Here is a 16,185-nt window from a genome sequence, read left to right as displayed (position 1 = left end):
CGCCCGGTCGCGCGACGCAATCCGAAGCCGCGCCGATCCGGCAGGCGGCCGGTCAGGCCCGCTCGTCCTGGAGCGCGCGCACGACCAGCGCCGAGGCCGAGGTGCGGTTCTCGACGCCGAGCTTGGCGTAGATCTGCTCCAGGTGCTTGGTGACGGTGCGGGGGCTGAGCGAGAGGATCTCGCCGATGTCGCGGCTGGCCTTGCCGCGGGAGACCCAGAGCAGCACCTCGGCTTCCCGGTGGGTCAGGCCGAGCACCCGGCGCAGGCGCTCGATCTCGCCGCCGCTCTCGAGGGTGAGGCGCAGCAGCACCTCGTCGCCGCCGACGCGGCCGATCCGGCTGAGCTGCAGGCGGCGGCCGTCGCGGAGCGTCAGCGTCAGCGGGCCGGCGGACCCGGCGCGCAGCCAGGCCCGCGCGGCGGGCGGCAGCGCCGGGTCGCCCGGGGCGGCGGGGTCGAGGTCGCGCAGGAGCCTCACCGCCTGCGGCGTGCACCAGCGGACCGCCCCCGCGGCGTCGACCGCGAACAGGAAGCGCCCGGCGCTGTCGAGGGCGAGCCGCGCGCTCTGGGCCGCCCGCGCATTGGCGAGGTGGACGCGGATCCGCGCCAGGATCTCGCCGGCCGAGATCGGCTTCGTGACGTAGTCGACCCCGCCGGCCTCGAGACCCCGCACGATGTGCTCGGTCTCGGACAGGCCGGTCATGAAGATCACCGGGACGTGGGCGAGCGCCGCGTCGGCCTTCAGGCGCCGGCAGGTCTCGAACCCGTCGAGGCCCGGCATCACCGCGTCGAGGAGGACGATGTCGGGGGTGATCTCCTGCACCAGCACCAGGGCGGCCTCGCCCGAGACCGCGACCAGCACGGTGGCGCCCGTCGCCTCGATCGCGGCGGTGAGGAAGCTCAGGGTCTCGGGCGAGTCGTCGACGACGAGGACGAGGTCGCGGCCGGGCTCAGGCATCGCCGCGCATCCCTTCGAGCATCGCCATGTAGCGCGGCAGGTCGTAGGCCTGCACGAGGCCGCGCAGCTCGGCGAGATAGGGCTCGGGCGCCGCGGCCTCGATCTCCGCGAGCTTCGCCTCGATGCCCCGCACGTGGCCGATGCGCCCGAGCCGGATCAGCTCGGCGATCTCCTCGGGGCCCGCCCGCCGCGGGCCGTGATGCGGCGCGGGCGCCTCCGGGCTCGTCCAGTCGAGGCCGAGCAGCCCTTGGATGCGGCCCAGGAAGTCGCGCAGGTCGAAGGGCTTGGCGATCATCGCGTCGTGCGGCGCGTCCTCGCCCCGCACCGGGCTGATCTCGTGGGCGTTGGCCGACATCATGGCGATGCGGGCCGGGCCGTGGCCGGAGGCGCGCAGGGCCCGGGCGAGTTCCCAGCCGTTCATGCCCGGCATGGCGATGTCGAGGAGGAAGAGGTCGGGCCGGCAGCCCGCGGCGAGATCGAGGCAGGTCGGCCCGTCGGCGGCCGAGAGCAGCGTGAAGCCCAGCGGCACCAGGATCTCGCGCATCAGGTCGCGATGGGCCGGGTCGTCGTCGACCACGAAGATCGTGCGCCGCCGCCCGGTATAGCCGGTGATCGGCGCCTCGGCGGGCGCAGCACGGGCCGGGCCCGCCAGGGAGGACAGCATCAGCCGCAACCGGAAGGTGCTGCCGCGCCCGAGCTCGCTCGTCACCGTGATCTCGCCGCCCATCACCTGCGCCAGCAGGTGCGCGATGGTCAGGCCGAGCCCGGTACCGGGCGTGCTCGTGGCGGCCGGCAGCGAGCCGCGCACGAAGGGCTCGAAGATGCGCTGGCGGTCGGCCTCCGGGATGCCGGTGCCGGTGTCGGTCACGGCGAACTCGGCGATCTGGCTGCGGTAGGTCATCTGGAGTTCGACGTGGCCGCGGGCCGTGAACTTGATCGCGTTCGAGATCAGGTTGAGGAGGATCTGGCGCAGGCGCTTCTCGTCGGTCGCGACGAGGGCCGGCAGGCTTCTCGGCCTGTCGAAGCGGAACTCCAGCCCGACCGCCTCGGCCTGCGGCCGGCACATGTCGACGATCTGATCGAGGAAGTCGGGCAGCCGGACCTCGTCGCGGTGGAGCTGGAGCCGGCCCGCCTCCATGCGCGAGATGTCGAGGAGCCCATCGATCAGGCCCGAGAGATGCTCGGCGCTGCGCCGGATCACCCGGATGCCGGAACGGCGCTGCGGCGGGATCGCCGCGTCGGCCTCGAGGAGCTGGGCGTAGCCGAGCACGGCGTTGAGCGGCGTGCGCAGCTCGTGGCTGATGCCCACCACGTAGCGGCTCTTGGCGAGGTTGGCCGCCTCCGCCGCCTCCTTGGCCTTCTGGAGCTTGGCGTCGGTGACCCTGTGGGCGGCGATCTCGGCCCGGTGGAGTGCCGTCTGGCGGGCGGTCTCCTCCTGCGCGACGCGGCGGCTCTCCTGCGCCAGCACGAAGAGCCACGCCACCACCCCGAAGATCACCGCCATGACGAAGAACACCGCCTGCAGCGCCTGCGCCAGCACCGCGCGGTGCTCGGGCGCCCGGTGCGCGCCCTCGGCGTAGATGACGCCGAGGATCAGCCCGGCGGCGGCGCAGAGCGCCAGCATCACCCCCGCGTAGCGCCCCAGCCGCGAGTCGACGAGCGCCGCGACGCGCGCCGGGAGCAGGCGCTCGGCGACGTGGCGCGCCTGGGCGCCCAGCCGCGCATGCGGCTTGCAGAGGTCGCCGCAGCGGGCGTCGAGGGAGCAGCAGAGCGAGCAGATCGGCACCCCGTAGGCGGGGCAGTGGGCCATGTCCTCGTGCTCGAAGCCGTGCTCGCAGACCCCGCAGGTGATCTCGCCGCGATGCCGCCAGTGCCGGCGCGGCCGGCGCGCGAGGTAGTAGCGTCCCCCCGTCGCCCAGGCGATCAGGGGGGCGGCCGCGAAGGCGGTGCCCAGCGCGACGAAGGCCGCGAAGGCCTGCGGCCCTTCCCCGAACAGGCCCGCATAGGCCGGGCAGGCGAGGAGGCAGGCGAGCGCCATCGCGCCGGTGCCGACCGGATTCACGTCGTAGAGGTGCGCGCGCTTGAACTCGATGCCGGGCGGCGAGAGGCCGAGCGGCTTGTTGACCGCGAGGTCGGCGACGAGCGCCCCCATCCAGGCCGCCGCCACCAGGGCGTAGAAGCCGAGCGTGCGCTCCAGGGTCTTGTAGACGCCGAGTTCCATCAAGAGCAGCGCGATGGCGACGTTGAAGAGGAGCCAGACCACCCGCCCCGGATGGCTGTGGGTCAGGCGCGAGAAGAAGTTCGACCACGCGATCGAGCCCGCATAGGCGTTGGTCACGTTGATCTTGAGCTGCGAGAGCACGACGAAGAGCGTGGTCAGCGCGATGGCGGCGCCGGGCGCCGACACGACGTAGCCGAAGGCGACCGCGTACATCTGGGTCGGCTCGCTCGCGCGCTCGGGCGACACGCCGTGGGCCAGCGCCAGCACGGCGAGGTACGAGCCGAGCAGGATCTTGAGCATCCCGGGCAGGATCCAGCCCGCCCCCGCCCCGAGCACCGCCGCCCACCAGCGCCCGCGCCGCGCCGGCTCCGGCGGCGGCACGAAGCGCAGGAAATCCACCTGCTCGCCGATCTGCGCGATGAGCGAGAACAGGATACCGCAGGCCGCGCCGTAGAGGAGGAGGTCGAAGCCCCCGCCCCGCTCGCCCGACAGGCCGGCATGGCGCATCCAGGCCTCGAGCGGCGCATCCGCGTAGGCCGCGATGAAGGCGACCGGCAGGAGGTTCAGCGCCAGCCAGACCGGCTGCGTGACGAGCTGGAACCGGCTGATCAGCGCGATGCCGTAGGTGACGAGCGGGATCACCGCCAGCGCGCTGACGAGGTAGCCGACGGCGAGCGGCAGACCGAAGCCGAGCTCGAGGGCGAGCGCCAGGATCGCCGCCTCGATGGCGAAGAACAGGTAGGTGAAGCTCGCGTAGATGAGCGAGGTGATGGTCGAGCCGATATAGCCGAAACCCGCCCCGCGGGTCAGGAGATCGACGTCGAGCCCGTAGCGGGCCGCGTAGGCGCTCACCGGCACGCCGGTGGCGAAGATGACGAGCCCGACGGTGAGCACCGCCAGAAGCGTGTTGGTGAAGCCGCTCGACAGGATCAGCGTGCCGCCGATCGCCTCCAGGGCCAGGAAGGCCACCGAGCCGAGCGCCGTCTGGGCGACCCGCATCACCGACCAGCGCCGGGCGCGCTTCGCCGTGAAGCGCAGGGCGAAGTCCTCCAGCGTCTCGTTCGCCACCCACCGGTTGTAGTCGCGGCGGACCGGGATGATGCGCTGTCGTCCGGGCATGAGCCTCCGCATCGCGCCCGTCGTGGCGCAGTCTTCGACCCTCGTTCCGCGATACCAGCAAGGCGCGCGCCGAGCCGGACCGCCCGGGAGACTGCCTGCGGACTGTCCGGCCCGCGCGCCGCACGGGAGCGCATGATCCTGTCCAGCCGCGCGGCCGGGCGGTATACGCAAAACAGCGTATATGCTGCGTCGCACAACGCTGCCTAGCCTAACGTCCGATCGCACCGGGGACGGCTCGTCCGGGACCCCCGCGACACGGCTGCAGGAGAGGACGAGCGATGGCTGAGAACGACCGGGTCCTGGAATCCGCGCTGCGGCGCCGGCTGCTGATGGGACTGGCGGCCGTGCCGGCTGCCGCCGCCCTGCCCCGCTTCGCGGTCGCCGCGGCGCCGACCTCGGCGGTCAACACCACGGGGCTCGCCGTCACCGACACCGAGGTGACGGTCGGCATCCTGCACTCCGTCACCGGCACGATGGCGATCTCGGAGACCGGCGCGCAGCAGGCGGAAAAGCTCGCCATCGAGCAGATCAACGCCGAGGGCGGCGTGCTCGGCCGCAAGATCAAGATCATCCAGGAGGACGGCGCCTCCGACTGGCCGACCTTCGCCGAGAAGGCCAAGAAGCTCCTCGTCAACGACAAGTGCGCGGCGGTGTTCGGCTGCTGGACCTCGGCCTCCCGCAAGGCGGTGCTGCCGGTCTTCGAGCAGTATAACGGCATGCTCTACTATCCGACCTTCTACGAAGGTCTGGAGGAGTCGAAGAACGTCATCTATACCGGCCAGGAGGCGACGCAGCAGATCCTGGCCGGCCTCGACTGGGTCGCCAAGGAGAAGGGCGGCAAGACCTTCTTCTTCATCGGCTCGGACTACATCTGGCCACGCACCTCGAACAAGATCGCCCGCAAGCACGTCGAGAACGTGATCAAGGGCAAGGTCGTCGGCGAGGAGTACTTCCCGCTCGGCCACACCCAGTTCAACTCGGTGATCAACAAGATCAAGCTGACGAAGCCGAACGTGATCTTCACCGACGTGGTCGGCGGCTCGAACGTGGCGTTCTACAAGCAGCTCAAGGCGGCCGGCATCGACCTGTCGAAGCAGGTGCTGATGACGATCTCGGTGACCGAGGACGAGATCGACGGCATCGGCGGCGAGAACATCGCCGGCGCCTACGCCTGCATGAAGTACTTCCAGTCGCTCAAGAACCCGAACAACGAGAAGTTCGTCGCCGCCTTCAAGAAGATGTGGGGCGAGAAGACGGTGATCGGCGACGTCACGCAGGCCGCCTATCTCGGCCCCTTCCTGTGGAAGCTCACCGCCGAGAAGGTCGGCTCGTTCGACGTCGACAAGATCGCGGCGGGCTCGACCGGCATCGAGTTCAAGGGCGCGCCGGAGGGCTACGTGCGCATTCACAAGAACCATCACCTCTGGTCGAAGACCCGGGTCGGCCTCGCCAAGGCGGACGGTCAGTTCGACGTGGTCTACGAGAGCGCGGACCTGATCGAGCCGAACCCGTTCCCGGTCGGGTACCAGTAGTCCGCCGGCCCTCGCGACGCGCGCGGGGAACCCCTCTCCCGCACGGGAGAGGGGTTCCCGCGCCGCCCGCGTCAACATCCTCGCCCCGCGCCCTTCCATCCCGGAGCCCGCCCATGTTCGGTGACTACTCCCTCGGCGATCTCGGCTCGATCTTCGTGATGCAGGGCTTCGCCGGCCTGATCCTGTTCTCGGTCTACGTTCTGATGGCGCTCGGCCTCGCCATCATCTTCGGGCAGATGGGCGTCATCAACATGGCGCACGGGGAGTTCATGATCCTCGGCGCCTACGTGACCTACCTGTGCTCGGGCTTCTTCCAGGCGCACCTGCCCGGGCTGTTCCCGGCCTACTTCTTCGTGGCGATGGGGCTGGCCTTCCTGGCCTCGGGGGCGCTCGGGATGCTGGTCGAGTGGGCGCTGATCCGCCACCTCTACAAGCGGCCCCTCGACACGCTGCTGGCCACCTGGGGCCTGTCGCTGATCCTGCAGCAGGCCTACCGCTCGATCTTCGGCGCCCGCGAGGTCGGCGTCGAACTGCCCGCCTGGATGATGGGCTCGGTCCAGGCCACCGACACGATCGAGATCCCGATCAACGGCCTGTTCGTGATGGGCGTGACGGTGCTCATCACCCTCGCGGTGGCGCTGCTGCTCTTCGCCTCGCGCTGGGGCAAGCAGGTGCGCGCGGTGATGCAGAACCGCGTCATGGCGGGCGCGGTCGGCATCGACACCGACCGTGTCGACCGCACCACCTTCGGCATCGGCTGCGGCATCGCCGGCATCGCGGGCGCGGCCTTCACGATGATCGGCTCGACCGGGCCGACCTCGGGCCAGCTCTACATCGTCGACACCTTCCTGATCGTGGTCTTCGGCGGCGCCGCGAGCCTGCTCGGCACCATCGCGTCGGCCTTCTCGATCTCGCAGACGCAGTCGACCCTCGAGTTCTTCCTGTCCGGCTCGACCGCCAAGGTCCTGACGCTGCTCGGCGTCGTGGCGATCCTGATGTTGCGCCCGCAGGGGCTCTTCACCCTCAAGGTCCGGCGCTGAGGAGCCCGCTCCATGAAACTCCCGACCGTCAACGACAACCCGTTCATGAAGCCGATGGAGTGGCTGAGCCTGCTCGTCCTCGCCGCGCTGATCCTGGTGGTGCTGCCGCTCGCCCTCGACGGCTTCCGTCTCAACCTCGTCGGCAAGTACCTCACCTACGCCTTCGTCGCGCTCGGCCTCGTCATCTGCTGGGGCTATTGCGGCATCCTCTCGCTCGGCCAGGGCGTGTTCTTCGGGCTCGGCGGGTACTGCATGGCGATGTACCTGAAGCTCGAGGCCTCCTCGGTCGAGAACACCAAGATCCAGTCGACCCCGGGCATCCCGGACTTCATGGACTGGAACCAGGTCACGGCCCTGCCGTGGTTCTGGAAGCCGTTCCACTCCCTGCCGCTGACGCTCATCGCGGTGGTGGCGGTGCCGACGCTGTTCGCCTTCGTGGTCGGCGCCGCGATGTTCAAGCGGCGGGTCGGCGGCACCTACTTCGCGATCATCACCCAGGCGGTCGCGGCGATCCTCACCATCCTGATCATCGGCCAGCAGGGCTATACCGGCGGCATCAACGGCATCACGGACCTGCGCACCCTCCACGGCTGGGACATCCGCACCGATTCGGCGAAGTCGATCCTCTACTTCGTCAACGGCGGGCTCCTCATCGCCTGCATCCTGATCGCCCAGTACGTGAAGCGCTCGAAGCTCGGGCGCATCCTCGTCGCGATGCGCGACAAGGAGGACCGGGTGCGCTTCTCGGGCTACTCGGTGGCGAGCTTCAAGATCTTCGCCTTCTGCCTGGCTGCCGCCTTCGCGGCGGTGGGGGGCGCGATGTTCACGCTGCAGGTCGGGTTCATGTCGCCTTCCTTCGTCGGCATCGTGCCGTCGATCGAGATGGTGATCTACACCGCGGTCGGCGGGCGCCTGTCGCTGTTCGGCGCGGTCTACGGCACGCTGCTCGTCAACTGGGCCAAGACCAGCTTCTCCGAGAGCTTTCCGGAGCTCTGGCTGTTCGGCCTCGGCGCGCTGTTCATCGCGGTCGTGCTCGCCTTCCCCAACGGCCTGGCGGGCATCTGGCGCCAGCACGTCGAGCCGCGCCTGCCCGGCAGGGCGAAGCCCCCCGCCGCCCCGACCGTGCTGCCGCACGGCGCCCCGGCCGAATAGGAGCCTCCCCGCGATGAACGCCGCCCTCCTCCCCGGCGCCACCCCGAACGACAAGGACTTCCTGCTCGCGGTCGAGGCCCTCACGGTCTCCTTCGACGGCTTCAAGGCGGTCAACGACGTCTCGTTCTACGTCGATCCGGACGAGATCCGGGTCATCATCGGCCCGAACGGCGCCGGCAAGACCACCGTCCTCGACCTGATCTGCGGGCGCACCAAGGCGACCTCCGGCTCGATCAAGTACCGCGGCCAGGAGCTGACCCGGCTCTCCGAGAGCGCCATCGTCCAGGCCGGCGTCGGGCGCAAGTTCCAGACCCCGTCGATCTACGACGACCTCACGGTGTTCGAGAACCTGGAAATCTCGTTCCCGCGGGGACGCACGGTCTTCGGCGCCCTCACCTTCACCCGCGACGCCGAGGTGCGCGACCGCATCCACCAGATCGCCGAGATGATCTTCCTCAAGGACCATCTCGACGCGCGGGCGGAGTACCTCAGCCACGGCCAGAAGCAGTGGCTCGAGATCGGCATGCTGCTGATCCAGGACCCGGAGCTCCTGATGCTCGACGAGCCGGTGGCCGGCATGAGCGTCGCCGAGCGCAAGAAGACGGCCGAGTTGCTGCACCAGATCATCAAGGGCCGCTCGGTGCTGGTCATCGAGCACGACATGAAGTTCGTCGAGGACATCGCCCACCGGGTGACGGTGCTGCACCAGGGCCGCGTGCTCTCGGAGGGCTCGATGGAGCGGGTGAAGAACGACCCCAAGGTCGTCGAAGTCTATCTCGGGCATTGAGGGAGGCCGCGCCATGCTCCAGACCGTCCCCGCCGCCGCGCCGCCCCTCGCCCCCACTGTCGGCGCCGCTCCCCTCCTCGCGGTCAGCGACCTCCACGCGGCCTACGGCCAGAGCGAGGTGCTGCACGGCATCGACCTGTCCGTCGCGCCCGGCGAGATCGTCGCGCTCATGGGCCGCAACGGCATGGGCAAGACCACCTTCATGAAGACCCTGATGGGGATCGTGCCGACCCGCGCCGGCCGGATCCGGATCGGCGAGACCGACGTCACCGCGCTCAAGACCTACCGGCGCGTCGCCGCGGGCCTGGCCTACGTGCCGCAGGGCCGGATGATCTTCTCGGCCATGACGGTGCAGGAGAACATCGAGACGGGGCTCACCGTCACCGGCGCCGGCAAGGTCCCGGGCGACCTCTACGACCTGTTTCCGGTGCTGCTCGAGATGAAGGGGCGGCGCGGCGGCAACCTCTCGGGCGGGCAGCAGCAGCAGCTCGCCATCGCGCGGGCGCTCGCGAGCCGGCCGAAGGTGCTGCTCCTCGACGAACCGACCGAGGGGATCCAGCCCTCGATCATCCGCGAGATGGGGCGGACGCTGAAAAAGATCCGGGACGAGCGCGGGCTTTCCATCGTGGTCTCCGAGCAGGTGCTGAGCTTCGCCCTCGACATCGCCGACCGCGTGCTGGTGATCGAGAACGGCAGCATCGTCCACGAGGACGCCCGCGCCGACGTCGATGAGGCCAAGGTCGCGCGCTACCTCTCGGTCTGACAGGAGGTCCCATGGCGGATTACGAGATCTTCGAGCTCGGGGACTTCGTGCTTCAGTCGAAGAAGACCCTGCGCAGCGCCAAGCTGGCCTACAAGACCTTCGGCACGCTCAACGCCGCCAAGGACAACGCGATCGTCTACCCGACCTGGTACTCGGGACAGCACACCGAGAACGAGTGGCTGATCGGGCCCGGGATGGCGCTCGACCCGGACAAGTATTTCATCATCATCCCCAACATGTTCGGCAACGGGCTGTCCTCCTCGCCGAGCAACACGCCCGCGCCGTGGAACGGGCCGCGCTTCCCGAACGTGACGGCCTACGACAACGTCCGGGCGCAGCACCGCCTCGTCACCGAGCATTTCGGGATCGAGACGCTGGTGCTGGTCACCGGCTGGTCGATGGGGGCGCTCCAGACCTACCACTGGGCCGCGCTCTACCCGGACATGGTCCCGCGCATCCTGCCCTTCCAGGGTTCGGCCAAGTGCTCGCGGCACAACTTCGTGTTCCTGGAGGGCGCCAAGGCCGCCCTGCAGGCGGACGCGGCCTTCAAGGACGGCTGGTACGAAGCCCCGCCGGACCGAGGCCTTCGCGCCTTCGGGCGGGTCTATGCGGGCTGGGGCCTGTCGCAGACCTTCTACCGGATCGAGGCCGATCTGACCCACATGGGCTACGCCTCGCTGGAGGACTTCTTGGTCGGCTTCTGGGAAGGTCTGTTCCTGAACCGCGACGCCAACAACCTGCTCGCCATGCTGTGGACGTGGCAGAACGGCGACATCAGCGCCAACGAGATGTTCAACGGCGACGTCAAGGCGGCCCTCGGGGCGATCAAGGCGAAAGCCATCCTGATGCCGGCTTCGACCGACCTCTACTTCCCGCCCGAGGACAACGCCATCGAGGCCGCCGCGATGCCGAACGCGGAGCTGCGCGTCATCGACACGTGGTGGGGCCACTTCGCGGGCGGCCCCGGCACCAGCCCGGACGACATCCGCATCCTCGACGACGCGCTCAAGGAGCTGCTCGCGAGCTGAGGCCCTTTCGTCGGCGCATCGCGGGCCGGCGCAAGCGATCCGGCGCGAGCCGGATGACCGAGAGAAGGCAGGAGCCGACCGGCCGGGGCGTGCCCTTGAGCCGGAACGGGATCCCCTGCCCCCGATCCAACCCGAGCGAGGAGCTGAGAGGACATGCCCGAGACCCTGATCAAGGTCGATCTCACCCAGTCGGCCTATGAGAACGACATGGTGCACAACCGCTGGCACCCGGACATCCCGATGGTCGCCATGGTCAAGCCGGGCGACGACTTCATCATCGAGACCTACGACTGGACCGGCGGCTTCATCAAGAACAACGACTCGGCCGACGACGTGCGCGACATCGACCTGTCGATCGTGCACTTCCTGTCCGGCCCGGTCGGGGTCGAGGGCGCCGAGCCGGGCGACCTCCTCGTCGTCGACCTCCTCGACATCGGGGCGAAGCAGGAGTCGATGTGGGGCTTCAACGGCTTCTTCTCGAAGCAGAACGGCGGCGGCTTCCTCACCGACCACTTCCCCCTGGCGCAGAAGTCGATCTGGGACTTCGAGGGCCTGTTCACCAAGTCGCGCCACGTGCCGGGCGTGCGCTTCCCCGGCCTGATCCATCCGGGCCTGATCGGCTGCCTGCCCGACCCGAAGCTGCTCTCGACCTGGAATGCGCGCGAGACGGCGCTCATCGCCACCAACCCGACCCGGGTGCCCGGCCTCGCCAACCCGCCCTTCGGCCCGACCGCCCATATGGGCCGGCTCGCGGGCGAGGCGAAGGACAAGGCGGCGGCGGAAGGCGCCCGCACCGTCCCGCCGCGCGAGCACGGCGGCAATTGCGACATCAAGGACCTGTCGCGCGGCTCGAAGATCTACTTCCCGGTCTACGTGCCGGGCGCCGGCCTCTCGATGGGCGACCTGCATTTCAGCCAGGGCGACGGCGAGATCACCTTCTGCGGCGCGATCGAGATGGCCGGCTGGGTCCACCTCAAGGTCGACCTGATCAAGGACGGCATGGCCAAGTACGGGATCAAGAACCCGATCTTCAAGCCCTCGCCGATCACCCCGCGCTACGACGACTACCTGATCTTCGAGGGCATCTCGGTCGACGAGAGCGGCGGCCAGCACTATCTCGACGTGACCGTGGCGTACCGCCAGGCCTGCCTCAACGCGATCGAGTACCTGAAGAAGTTCGGCTATTCGGGGGCGCAGGCCTACTCGATCCTCGGCACCGCGCCGGTGCAGGGCCACGTCTCGGGCGTCGTCGACGTGCCGAATGCCTGCGCCACGCTGTGGCTGCCGACCGGCATCTTCGAGTTCGACATCAATCCCGGCGCGGCCGGGCCGACGAAATTCATCGACGGCTCGATCCAGATGCCGATCTCGCCGGACAAGTAAGATGCCGGTCTACGACTACGCCTGCGAGACCTGCGGGCCCTTCACGGTGCTGCGCCCGATGGCGCAGTTCCGCGATCCGCACGATTGCCCGGATTGCGGGGAGGCCTGCGAGCGGGCCTTCCTGACCGCACCGCGGCTGTCCGGCATGGATGCGGCCGCGAAGACCGCCCACGCCACCAACGAGCGCAGCCGCCACGCCCCACGCCGCAGCCATGGCGCCGGCTGCGGCTGCTGCGCGCCCAAGGCGAAGGCGAAGGCGGCTGCGCCCGCCGCCGCCAAGAGCTTCCCGGCCGCGCGGCCGTGGATGATCAGCCACTGACACGCATCGACCCCTCTCCCGTGCGGGAGAGGGGCAGGGGTGAGGGTCCCGGACCATGCCGCAAGAACTCTGAACGGTTCCGCTGCCAGCACCACGGCCGGTGGATACTTGCTGAACCACCTGGACCCTCACCCCTACCCCTCTCCCGCACGGGAGAGGGGATCCCGCGTCGTCCTCGACGATCCTGAAGCGAGACGGGAGAACGCCATGCATCACGGTGACATTTCGAGCAGCCACGACAGCGTCGGCGTCGCCGTCGTCAACTACAAGATGCCGCGCCTGCACACGAAGGCGGAGGTGCTGGAGAACTGCCGCAAGATCGCCGACATGGTGGTGGGCGTGAAGGCCGGGCTGCCGGGGATGGACCTGATCGTCTTCCCCGAATATTCGACGCACGGCATCATGTACGACGCCGCCGAGATGTACGAGACCGCCTCGGTGATCCCGGGCGAGGAGACCGCGATCTTCGCCGAGGCCTGCCGCAAGGCGAAGGTCTGGGGCGTGTTCTCGCTCACCGGCGAGCGCCACGAGGAGCACCCGCACAAGGCGCCCTACAACACCCTCATCCTGATGAACGATCAGGGCGAGATCGTCCAGAAGTACCGCAAGATCATGCCCTGGGTGCCGATCGAGGGCTGGTATCCGGGCGATTGCACCTACGTCTCGGAGGGGCCGAAGGGCCTCAAGGTCAGCCTGATCATCTGCGACGACGGCAACTACCCGGAGATCTGGCGCGACTGCGCCATGCGCGGGGCGGAGCTGATCATCCGCTGCCAGGGCTACATGTACCCGGCCAAGGAGCAGCAGATCCTGATGTCGAAGGCGATGGCCTTCGCCAACAACGTCTACGTGGCGGTGGCGAACGCCTCGGGCTTCGACGGCGTCTACACCTATTTCGGCCACTCGGCGCTGGTGGGCTTCGACGGGCGCACGCTCGGCGAATGCGGCGAGGAGGAGAACGGCATCCAGTACGCTGCCTTGTCGAAGTTCCTGATCCGCGACGCGCGCCAGCACTGGCAGTCGGAGAACCACCTCTTCAAGCTGCTCCACCGCGGCTATACCGGCATGATCAACTCCCGCGAGGAGCGGCACGGGCTGTCGGCCTGCCCCTACGACTTCTACCGCCGCTGGATCGAGGATCCCGACGGCACCCGCGACGCGGTCCGGGGCATCACCCGCGCGAGCGTGGGCACGCCCGAATGCCCGATCGAGGGCATCCCGCTCGTCGGCGAGGGCGCGGCGGCGCATCGGTAGACCCGCCGGTCCGAACCCTCCCCCGCTGCGGGGGAGGGTGACGTTGAACTCCCTCAGGCGATGTCCGGGCGCCCCTTGCTCACCGACTACCTCATCCGCACCGAGCCCTATTACCGCCCCGTCGGCGACGAGGCCGCGCTCTTCGCGGCGGCCTATGCGGCGCGGCTGCCGATGATCCTCAAGGGGCCGACGGGCTGCGGCAAGACCCGCTTCTTGGAGCACATGTCCTGGCGGCTGCGGCGCCCGCTCGTCACCATCGCCTGCCACGAGGACATGAGCGCCCCCGACCTCGTCGGGCGCTGGCTGCTCGATGCCGGCGGCACGGTCTGGCACGACGGGCCGCTCACCCGCGCGGTGCGCTTCGGCGCCATCTGCTACCTCGACGAGGTGGTGGAGGCGCGCTCCGACACGCTGGTGGCGATCCACCCCCTCACCGACGCGCGGCGCATGCTGCCGCTCGAGCGCAGCGGCGAGGTGGTGCCGGCCCATCCCGACTTCCTCCTCGTGGTCTCCTACAATCCCGGCTACCAGGCGCTGCAGAAGGACCTGAAGGAATCGACGAAGCAGCGCTTCGGTGCCCTCGCCTTCACGTATCCGGCGCCGGACCTCGAGGCCGAGATCGTGGCGCACGAGGCGGGGGTGGACGCGTCCTGCGCCACGCGCCTGGTGCAGGTCGGCGCGGCCTCCCGCGCCCTCGTCGCCGAGGGGCTGACCGAGGGCGCCTCGACCCGGATGCTGATCCATGCCGGCCGCCTGATCGCGGGCGGGATCGGCTTCGCGCCGGCCTGCGCGCTTGCCGTCGCGACGCCCCTCACCGACGACCCGGCCCTGCGCGACGCCCTCGCCGCGGCGATCGCCGCGCAGGTGCCGTGAGCCGCGGGGGCGAGCGGCGGCGCGCGGCGCTCCTGCGGGCATTGTGGAACCGGACCCGCCCGATCGCGACCTGGCCTCTCCCCGAGCCCGGCGGCCCGCCGCAGCGCCCGCGCTTCGACGACGACGAGATCCGGCTGCCGCACGGGGCCGCCCCGGTGCGGGCCGCGGACGACCGCCTCGCCGAGGCGAGCCTCGCCCATATCGGGGCCCACCTCGCCTTCGGGTCCGGGCGCTTCGCGGCCGGGTCCCTGCGGCCCGTGCAGGTCGCGCTGGTGTCGCTGATCGAGGACGCCCGTGTGGAGGCCCTGGCGTTGCGCGAGCGGCCGGGCCTGCGGCGGCTCTGGCTGCCCTTCCACGCCGCCGAGCCCGGCGCCCGCACGGCGCCGGACCTGATGGCGCGGCTGTCGCGCGCGCTCCTCGACCCCGGATCCGACGACCCGGACGCCTTCGTGGCGAAGGGCCGGGCGCTGTTCTTCGCCGACCCCTCGGCCTGGACCGACCCGGGCTTCAGCCGCCGCCTCGGCGACCGGCTCGGCAACGACCTCGGCCAGATGCGCGTGCCGTTCAGCCCGCGCTCCTACATCGTCGAGCCCGCCTACCGCGACGATCATGCCGGCCTGTGGGAGCAGCCCGAGCCGGAGGCCGCCTCCGGCCCGGAGCGGCTGCCGGGCGACGCGGCCGCCCGCGCCGCCGGGGTCGATCCGCCGCCCGGACCGGCGGCGTCCCTCCGGCGCTATCCCGAATGGGACCACCGCATCCGCTGCGCCCGGCCGGACTGGGCGAGCGTGCGCGAGGAGGAGCCGGCGACCGGCCCCACCCGGTCGGTCGCGCCCGATCCGCGCCTCGACCGGACCCTGAGCCTCCTGCGCTTGTCCCGGATGACCAGGCGGAGGCGGCAGCTCGACGGCGACGAGCTCGACCTCGCCGCGGCGGTCGACGCCGTCGGCCTGATCCGCTCCGGCCGCCAGCCCGAGCCGCGCCTGTACGCCCGGATCCAGCGCCGGCCCGCACCGGTCCCGGTGCTGCTGCTCATCGACGTGTCGCTGTCGACGGCCGACCCGGCGCCGGGCGGCGGCCGCCTGATCGACGCGGCCCTCGACGTCGCCTACACCGTCATCGGCGCGCTCCCACGGCTGCAGGTCCCCCTCGCGGTCATGGCCTTCCGCTCGGCCGGGCGGCACGACGTCCGGGCGACCTGGATCAAGCGGTGGAGCGATGCTCCGGGGATCGCCGCCGGCCGCCTGGCCGCCCTCGCGCCCGGCGGCTCGACGCGCCTCGGTGCCGCCCTGCGGCATGCCGGCGGGATGCTCCCGCCCGGCCCGGGCCTGATCCTCGTCCTCACGGACGGCGAACCCTCCGACATCGACATCCACGATCCGGCCTACCTCGTCGCCGATGCCCGGGAGGCGTGCCGGCGCCTCGCGGGTGACGGCGTCACCGTGCTCGGCCTCGCGCTCGCTCACGCACAGATCGAGGCGCTGGCCCGGATCTGCACCGCGCGACGCTGCGTCTCGATCCACACCCTCTCGCGCTTGCGGGCCCTGATCGGGACGATCGGCCGGGGCGCCTGGTCCTGACCCCGCCGATCCGGGCGGGGCAGCGGACAGGCCGGCCTTCGCCGGCGCCTTCGGGTGAAGCGGTTCGAAGGCGCCACGTCATGCGATCCGGACCGGACAGCCCGTCACGGATTCGGCCGGGATGAGCCGGCGTCGAACGACGTGCGCCGCCATGTCTCCCGGTGCCGCTTCTCGGTGACGGG

13 protein-coding genes are annotated in these 16,185 nt (G+C 70.3%); 11 read left to right on the top strand and 2 right to left on the bottom strand.

Features of this window, described 5'->3' with window-relative positions; genetic code table 11:
• Positions 1-52 precede the first annotated feature (52 nt).
• Positions 53-955, bottom strand: coding sequence for a response regulator (locus EU555_RS13235; protein ID WP_135415091.1), 903 nt, complete (start codon positions 953-955; stop codon positions 53-55).
• Positions 948-4,295, bottom strand: coding sequence for a hybrid sensor histidine kinase/response regulator (locus EU555_RS13230; RefSeq protein ID WP_135415090.1), 3,348 nt, complete (start codon positions 4,293-4,295; stop codon positions 948-950). Before EU555_RS13230 ends, EU555_RS13235 begins: the two co-directional genes overlap by 8 nt.
• Positions 4,296-4,573: 278 nt before the next feature.
• Between EU555_RS13230 and urtA the strand changes: the two genes are divergently transcribed.
• The 11 genes from urtA to EU555_RS13170 all read left to right on the top strand — a co-directional run bounded on the left by urtA (position 4,574) and on the right by EU555_RS13170 (position 16,003).
• The gene (urtA, locus tag EU555_RS13225) at positions 4,574-5,827 is read left to right on the top strand and encodes an urea ABC transporter substrate-binding protein (protein WP_135415089.1); all 1,254 of its coding nucleotides are present in this window, start codon (positions 4,574-4,576) and stop codon (positions 5,825-5,827) included.
• Positions 5,828-5,940: 113 nt separating this feature from the next.
• Positions 5,941-6,867, top strand: coding sequence for an urea ABC transporter permease subunit UrtB (urtB, locus tag EU555_RS13220; protein ID WP_135415088.1), 927 nt, complete (start codon positions 5,941-5,943; stop codon positions 6,865-6,867).
• A 12-nt stretch (positions 6,868-6,879) separates the two neighbouring features.
• On the top strand, positions 6,880-8,019 hold the full coding sequence (gene urtC, locus EU555_RS13215) for an urea ABC transporter permease subunit UrtC (RefSeq protein WP_135415087.1): 1,140 nt from the start codon (positions 6,880-6,882) through the stop codon (positions 8,017-8,019).
• Between the two features lie 13 nt (positions 8,020-8,032).
• Complete coding sequence (urtD, locus tag EU555_RS13210; RefSeq protein ID WP_135415086.1) at positions 8,033-8,806, top strand: urea ABC transporter ATP-binding protein UrtD; 774 nt, start codon at positions 8,033-8,035, stop codon at positions 8,804-8,806.
• A 13-nt stretch (positions 8,807-8,819) separates the two neighbouring features.
• Positions 8,820-9,569: an urea ABC transporter ATP-binding subunit UrtE gene (gene urtE / locus EU555_RS13205; RefSeq protein ID WP_135415085.1), complete on the top strand. Its 750-nt coding sequence runs from the start codon at positions 8,820-8,822 to the stop codon at positions 9,567-9,569.
• A gap of 11 nt (positions 9,570-9,580) precedes the next feature.
• Positions 9,581-10,597, top strand: coding sequence for an alpha/beta fold hydrolase (locus EU555_RS13200; protein ID WP_135415084.1), 1,017 nt, complete (start codon positions 9,581-9,583; stop codon positions 10,595-10,597).
• 153 nt (positions 10,598-10,750) lie between these two features.
• Complete coding sequence (gene fmdA / locus EU555_RS13195; RefSeq protein ID WP_135415083.1) at positions 10,751-11,980, top strand: formamidase; 1,230 nt, start codon at positions 10,751-10,753, stop codon at positions 11,978-11,980.
• 1 nt (position 11,981) lies between these two features.
• Positions 11,982-12,299 (top strand): FmdB family zinc ribbon protein, encoded by a 318-nt coding sequence (locus EU555_RS13190; protein WP_135415082.1) that lies wholly within the window; start codon positions 11,982-11,984, stop codon positions 12,297-12,299.
• A 207-nt stretch (positions 12,300-12,506) separates the two neighbouring features.
• Entirely contained in the window at positions 12,507-13,553 is a 1,047-nt protein-coding gene (locus tag EU555_RS13180; protein WP_135415081.1) for an aliphatic amidase, read from the top strand.
• A gap of 60 nt (positions 13,554-13,613) precedes the next feature.
• On the top strand, positions 13,614-14,426 hold the full coding sequence (locus EU555_RS13175) for a CbbQ/NirQ/NorQ/GpvN family protein (protein WP_205820909.1): 813 nt from the start codon (positions 13,614-13,616) through the stop codon (positions 14,424-14,426).
• Positions 14,423-16,003, top strand: coding sequence for a nitric oxide reductase activation protein NorD (locus tag EU555_RS13170; RefSeq protein ID WP_135415080.1), 1,581 nt, complete (start codon positions 14,423-14,425; stop codon positions 16,001-16,003). The genes EU555_RS13175 and EU555_RS13170 overlap by 4 nt, the downstream gene beginning before the upstream one ends.
• Positions 16,004-16,185: the final 182 nt, after the last annotated feature.

It is taken from the genome of Methylobacterium nonmethylotrophicum (assembly GCF_004745635.1).
Taxonomy (GTDB): domain Bacteria; phylum Pseudomonadota; class Alphaproteobacteria; order Rhizobiales; family Beijerinckiaceae; genus Methylobacterium; species Methylobacterium nonmethylotrophicum.
This window is presented reverse-complemented; position numbering and strand designations above follow the sequence as displayed.

Bases quoted from the DNA above. Each gene is read 5' to 3' on its own strand.
- EU555_RS13235 (WP_135415091.1), bottom strand. From the start codon at position 955: ATGCCTGAGCCCGGCCGCGACCTCGTCCTCGTCGTCGACGACTCGCCC.
- EU555_RS13230 (WP_135415090.1), bottom strand. From the start codon at position 4,295: ATGCCCGGACGACAGCGCATCATCCCGGTCCGCCGCGACTACAACCGG.
- urtA (WP_135415089.1), top strand. From the start codon at position 4,574: ATGGCTGAGAACGACCGGGTCCTGGAATCCGCGCTGCGGCGCCGGCTG.
- urtB (WP_135415088.1), top strand. From the start codon at position 5,941: ATGTTCGGTGACTACTCCCTCGGCGATCTCGGCTCGATCTTCGTGATG.
- urtC (WP_135415087.1), top strand. From the start codon at position 6,880: ATGAAACTCCCGACCGTCAACGACAACCCGTTCATGAAGCCGATGGAG.
- urtD (WP_135415086.1), top strand. From the start codon at position 8,033: ATGAACGCCGCCCTCCTCCCCGGCGCCACCCCGAACGACAAGGACTTC.
- urtE (WP_135415085.1), top strand. From the start codon at position 8,820: ATGCTCCAGACCGTCCCCGCCGCCGCGCCGCCCCTCGCCCCCACTGTC.
- EU555_RS13200 (WP_135415084.1), top strand. From the start codon at position 9,581: ATGGCGGATTACGAGATCTTCGAGCTCGGGGACTTCGTGCTTCAGTCG.
- fmdA (WP_135415083.1), top strand. From the start codon at position 10,751: ATGCCCGAGACCCTGATCAAGGTCGATCTCACCCAGTCGGCCTATGAG.
- EU555_RS13190 (WP_135415082.1), top strand. From the start codon at position 11,982: ATGCCGGTCTACGACTACGCCTGCGAGACCTGCGGGCCCTTCACGGTG.
- EU555_RS13180 (WP_135415081.1), top strand. From the start codon at position 12,507: ATGCATCACGGTGACATTTCGAGCAGCCACGACAGCGTCGGCGTCGCC.
- EU555_RS13175 (WP_205820909.1), top strand. From the start codon at position 13,614: ATGTCCGGGCGCCCCTTGCTCACCGACTACCTCATCCGCACCGAGCCC.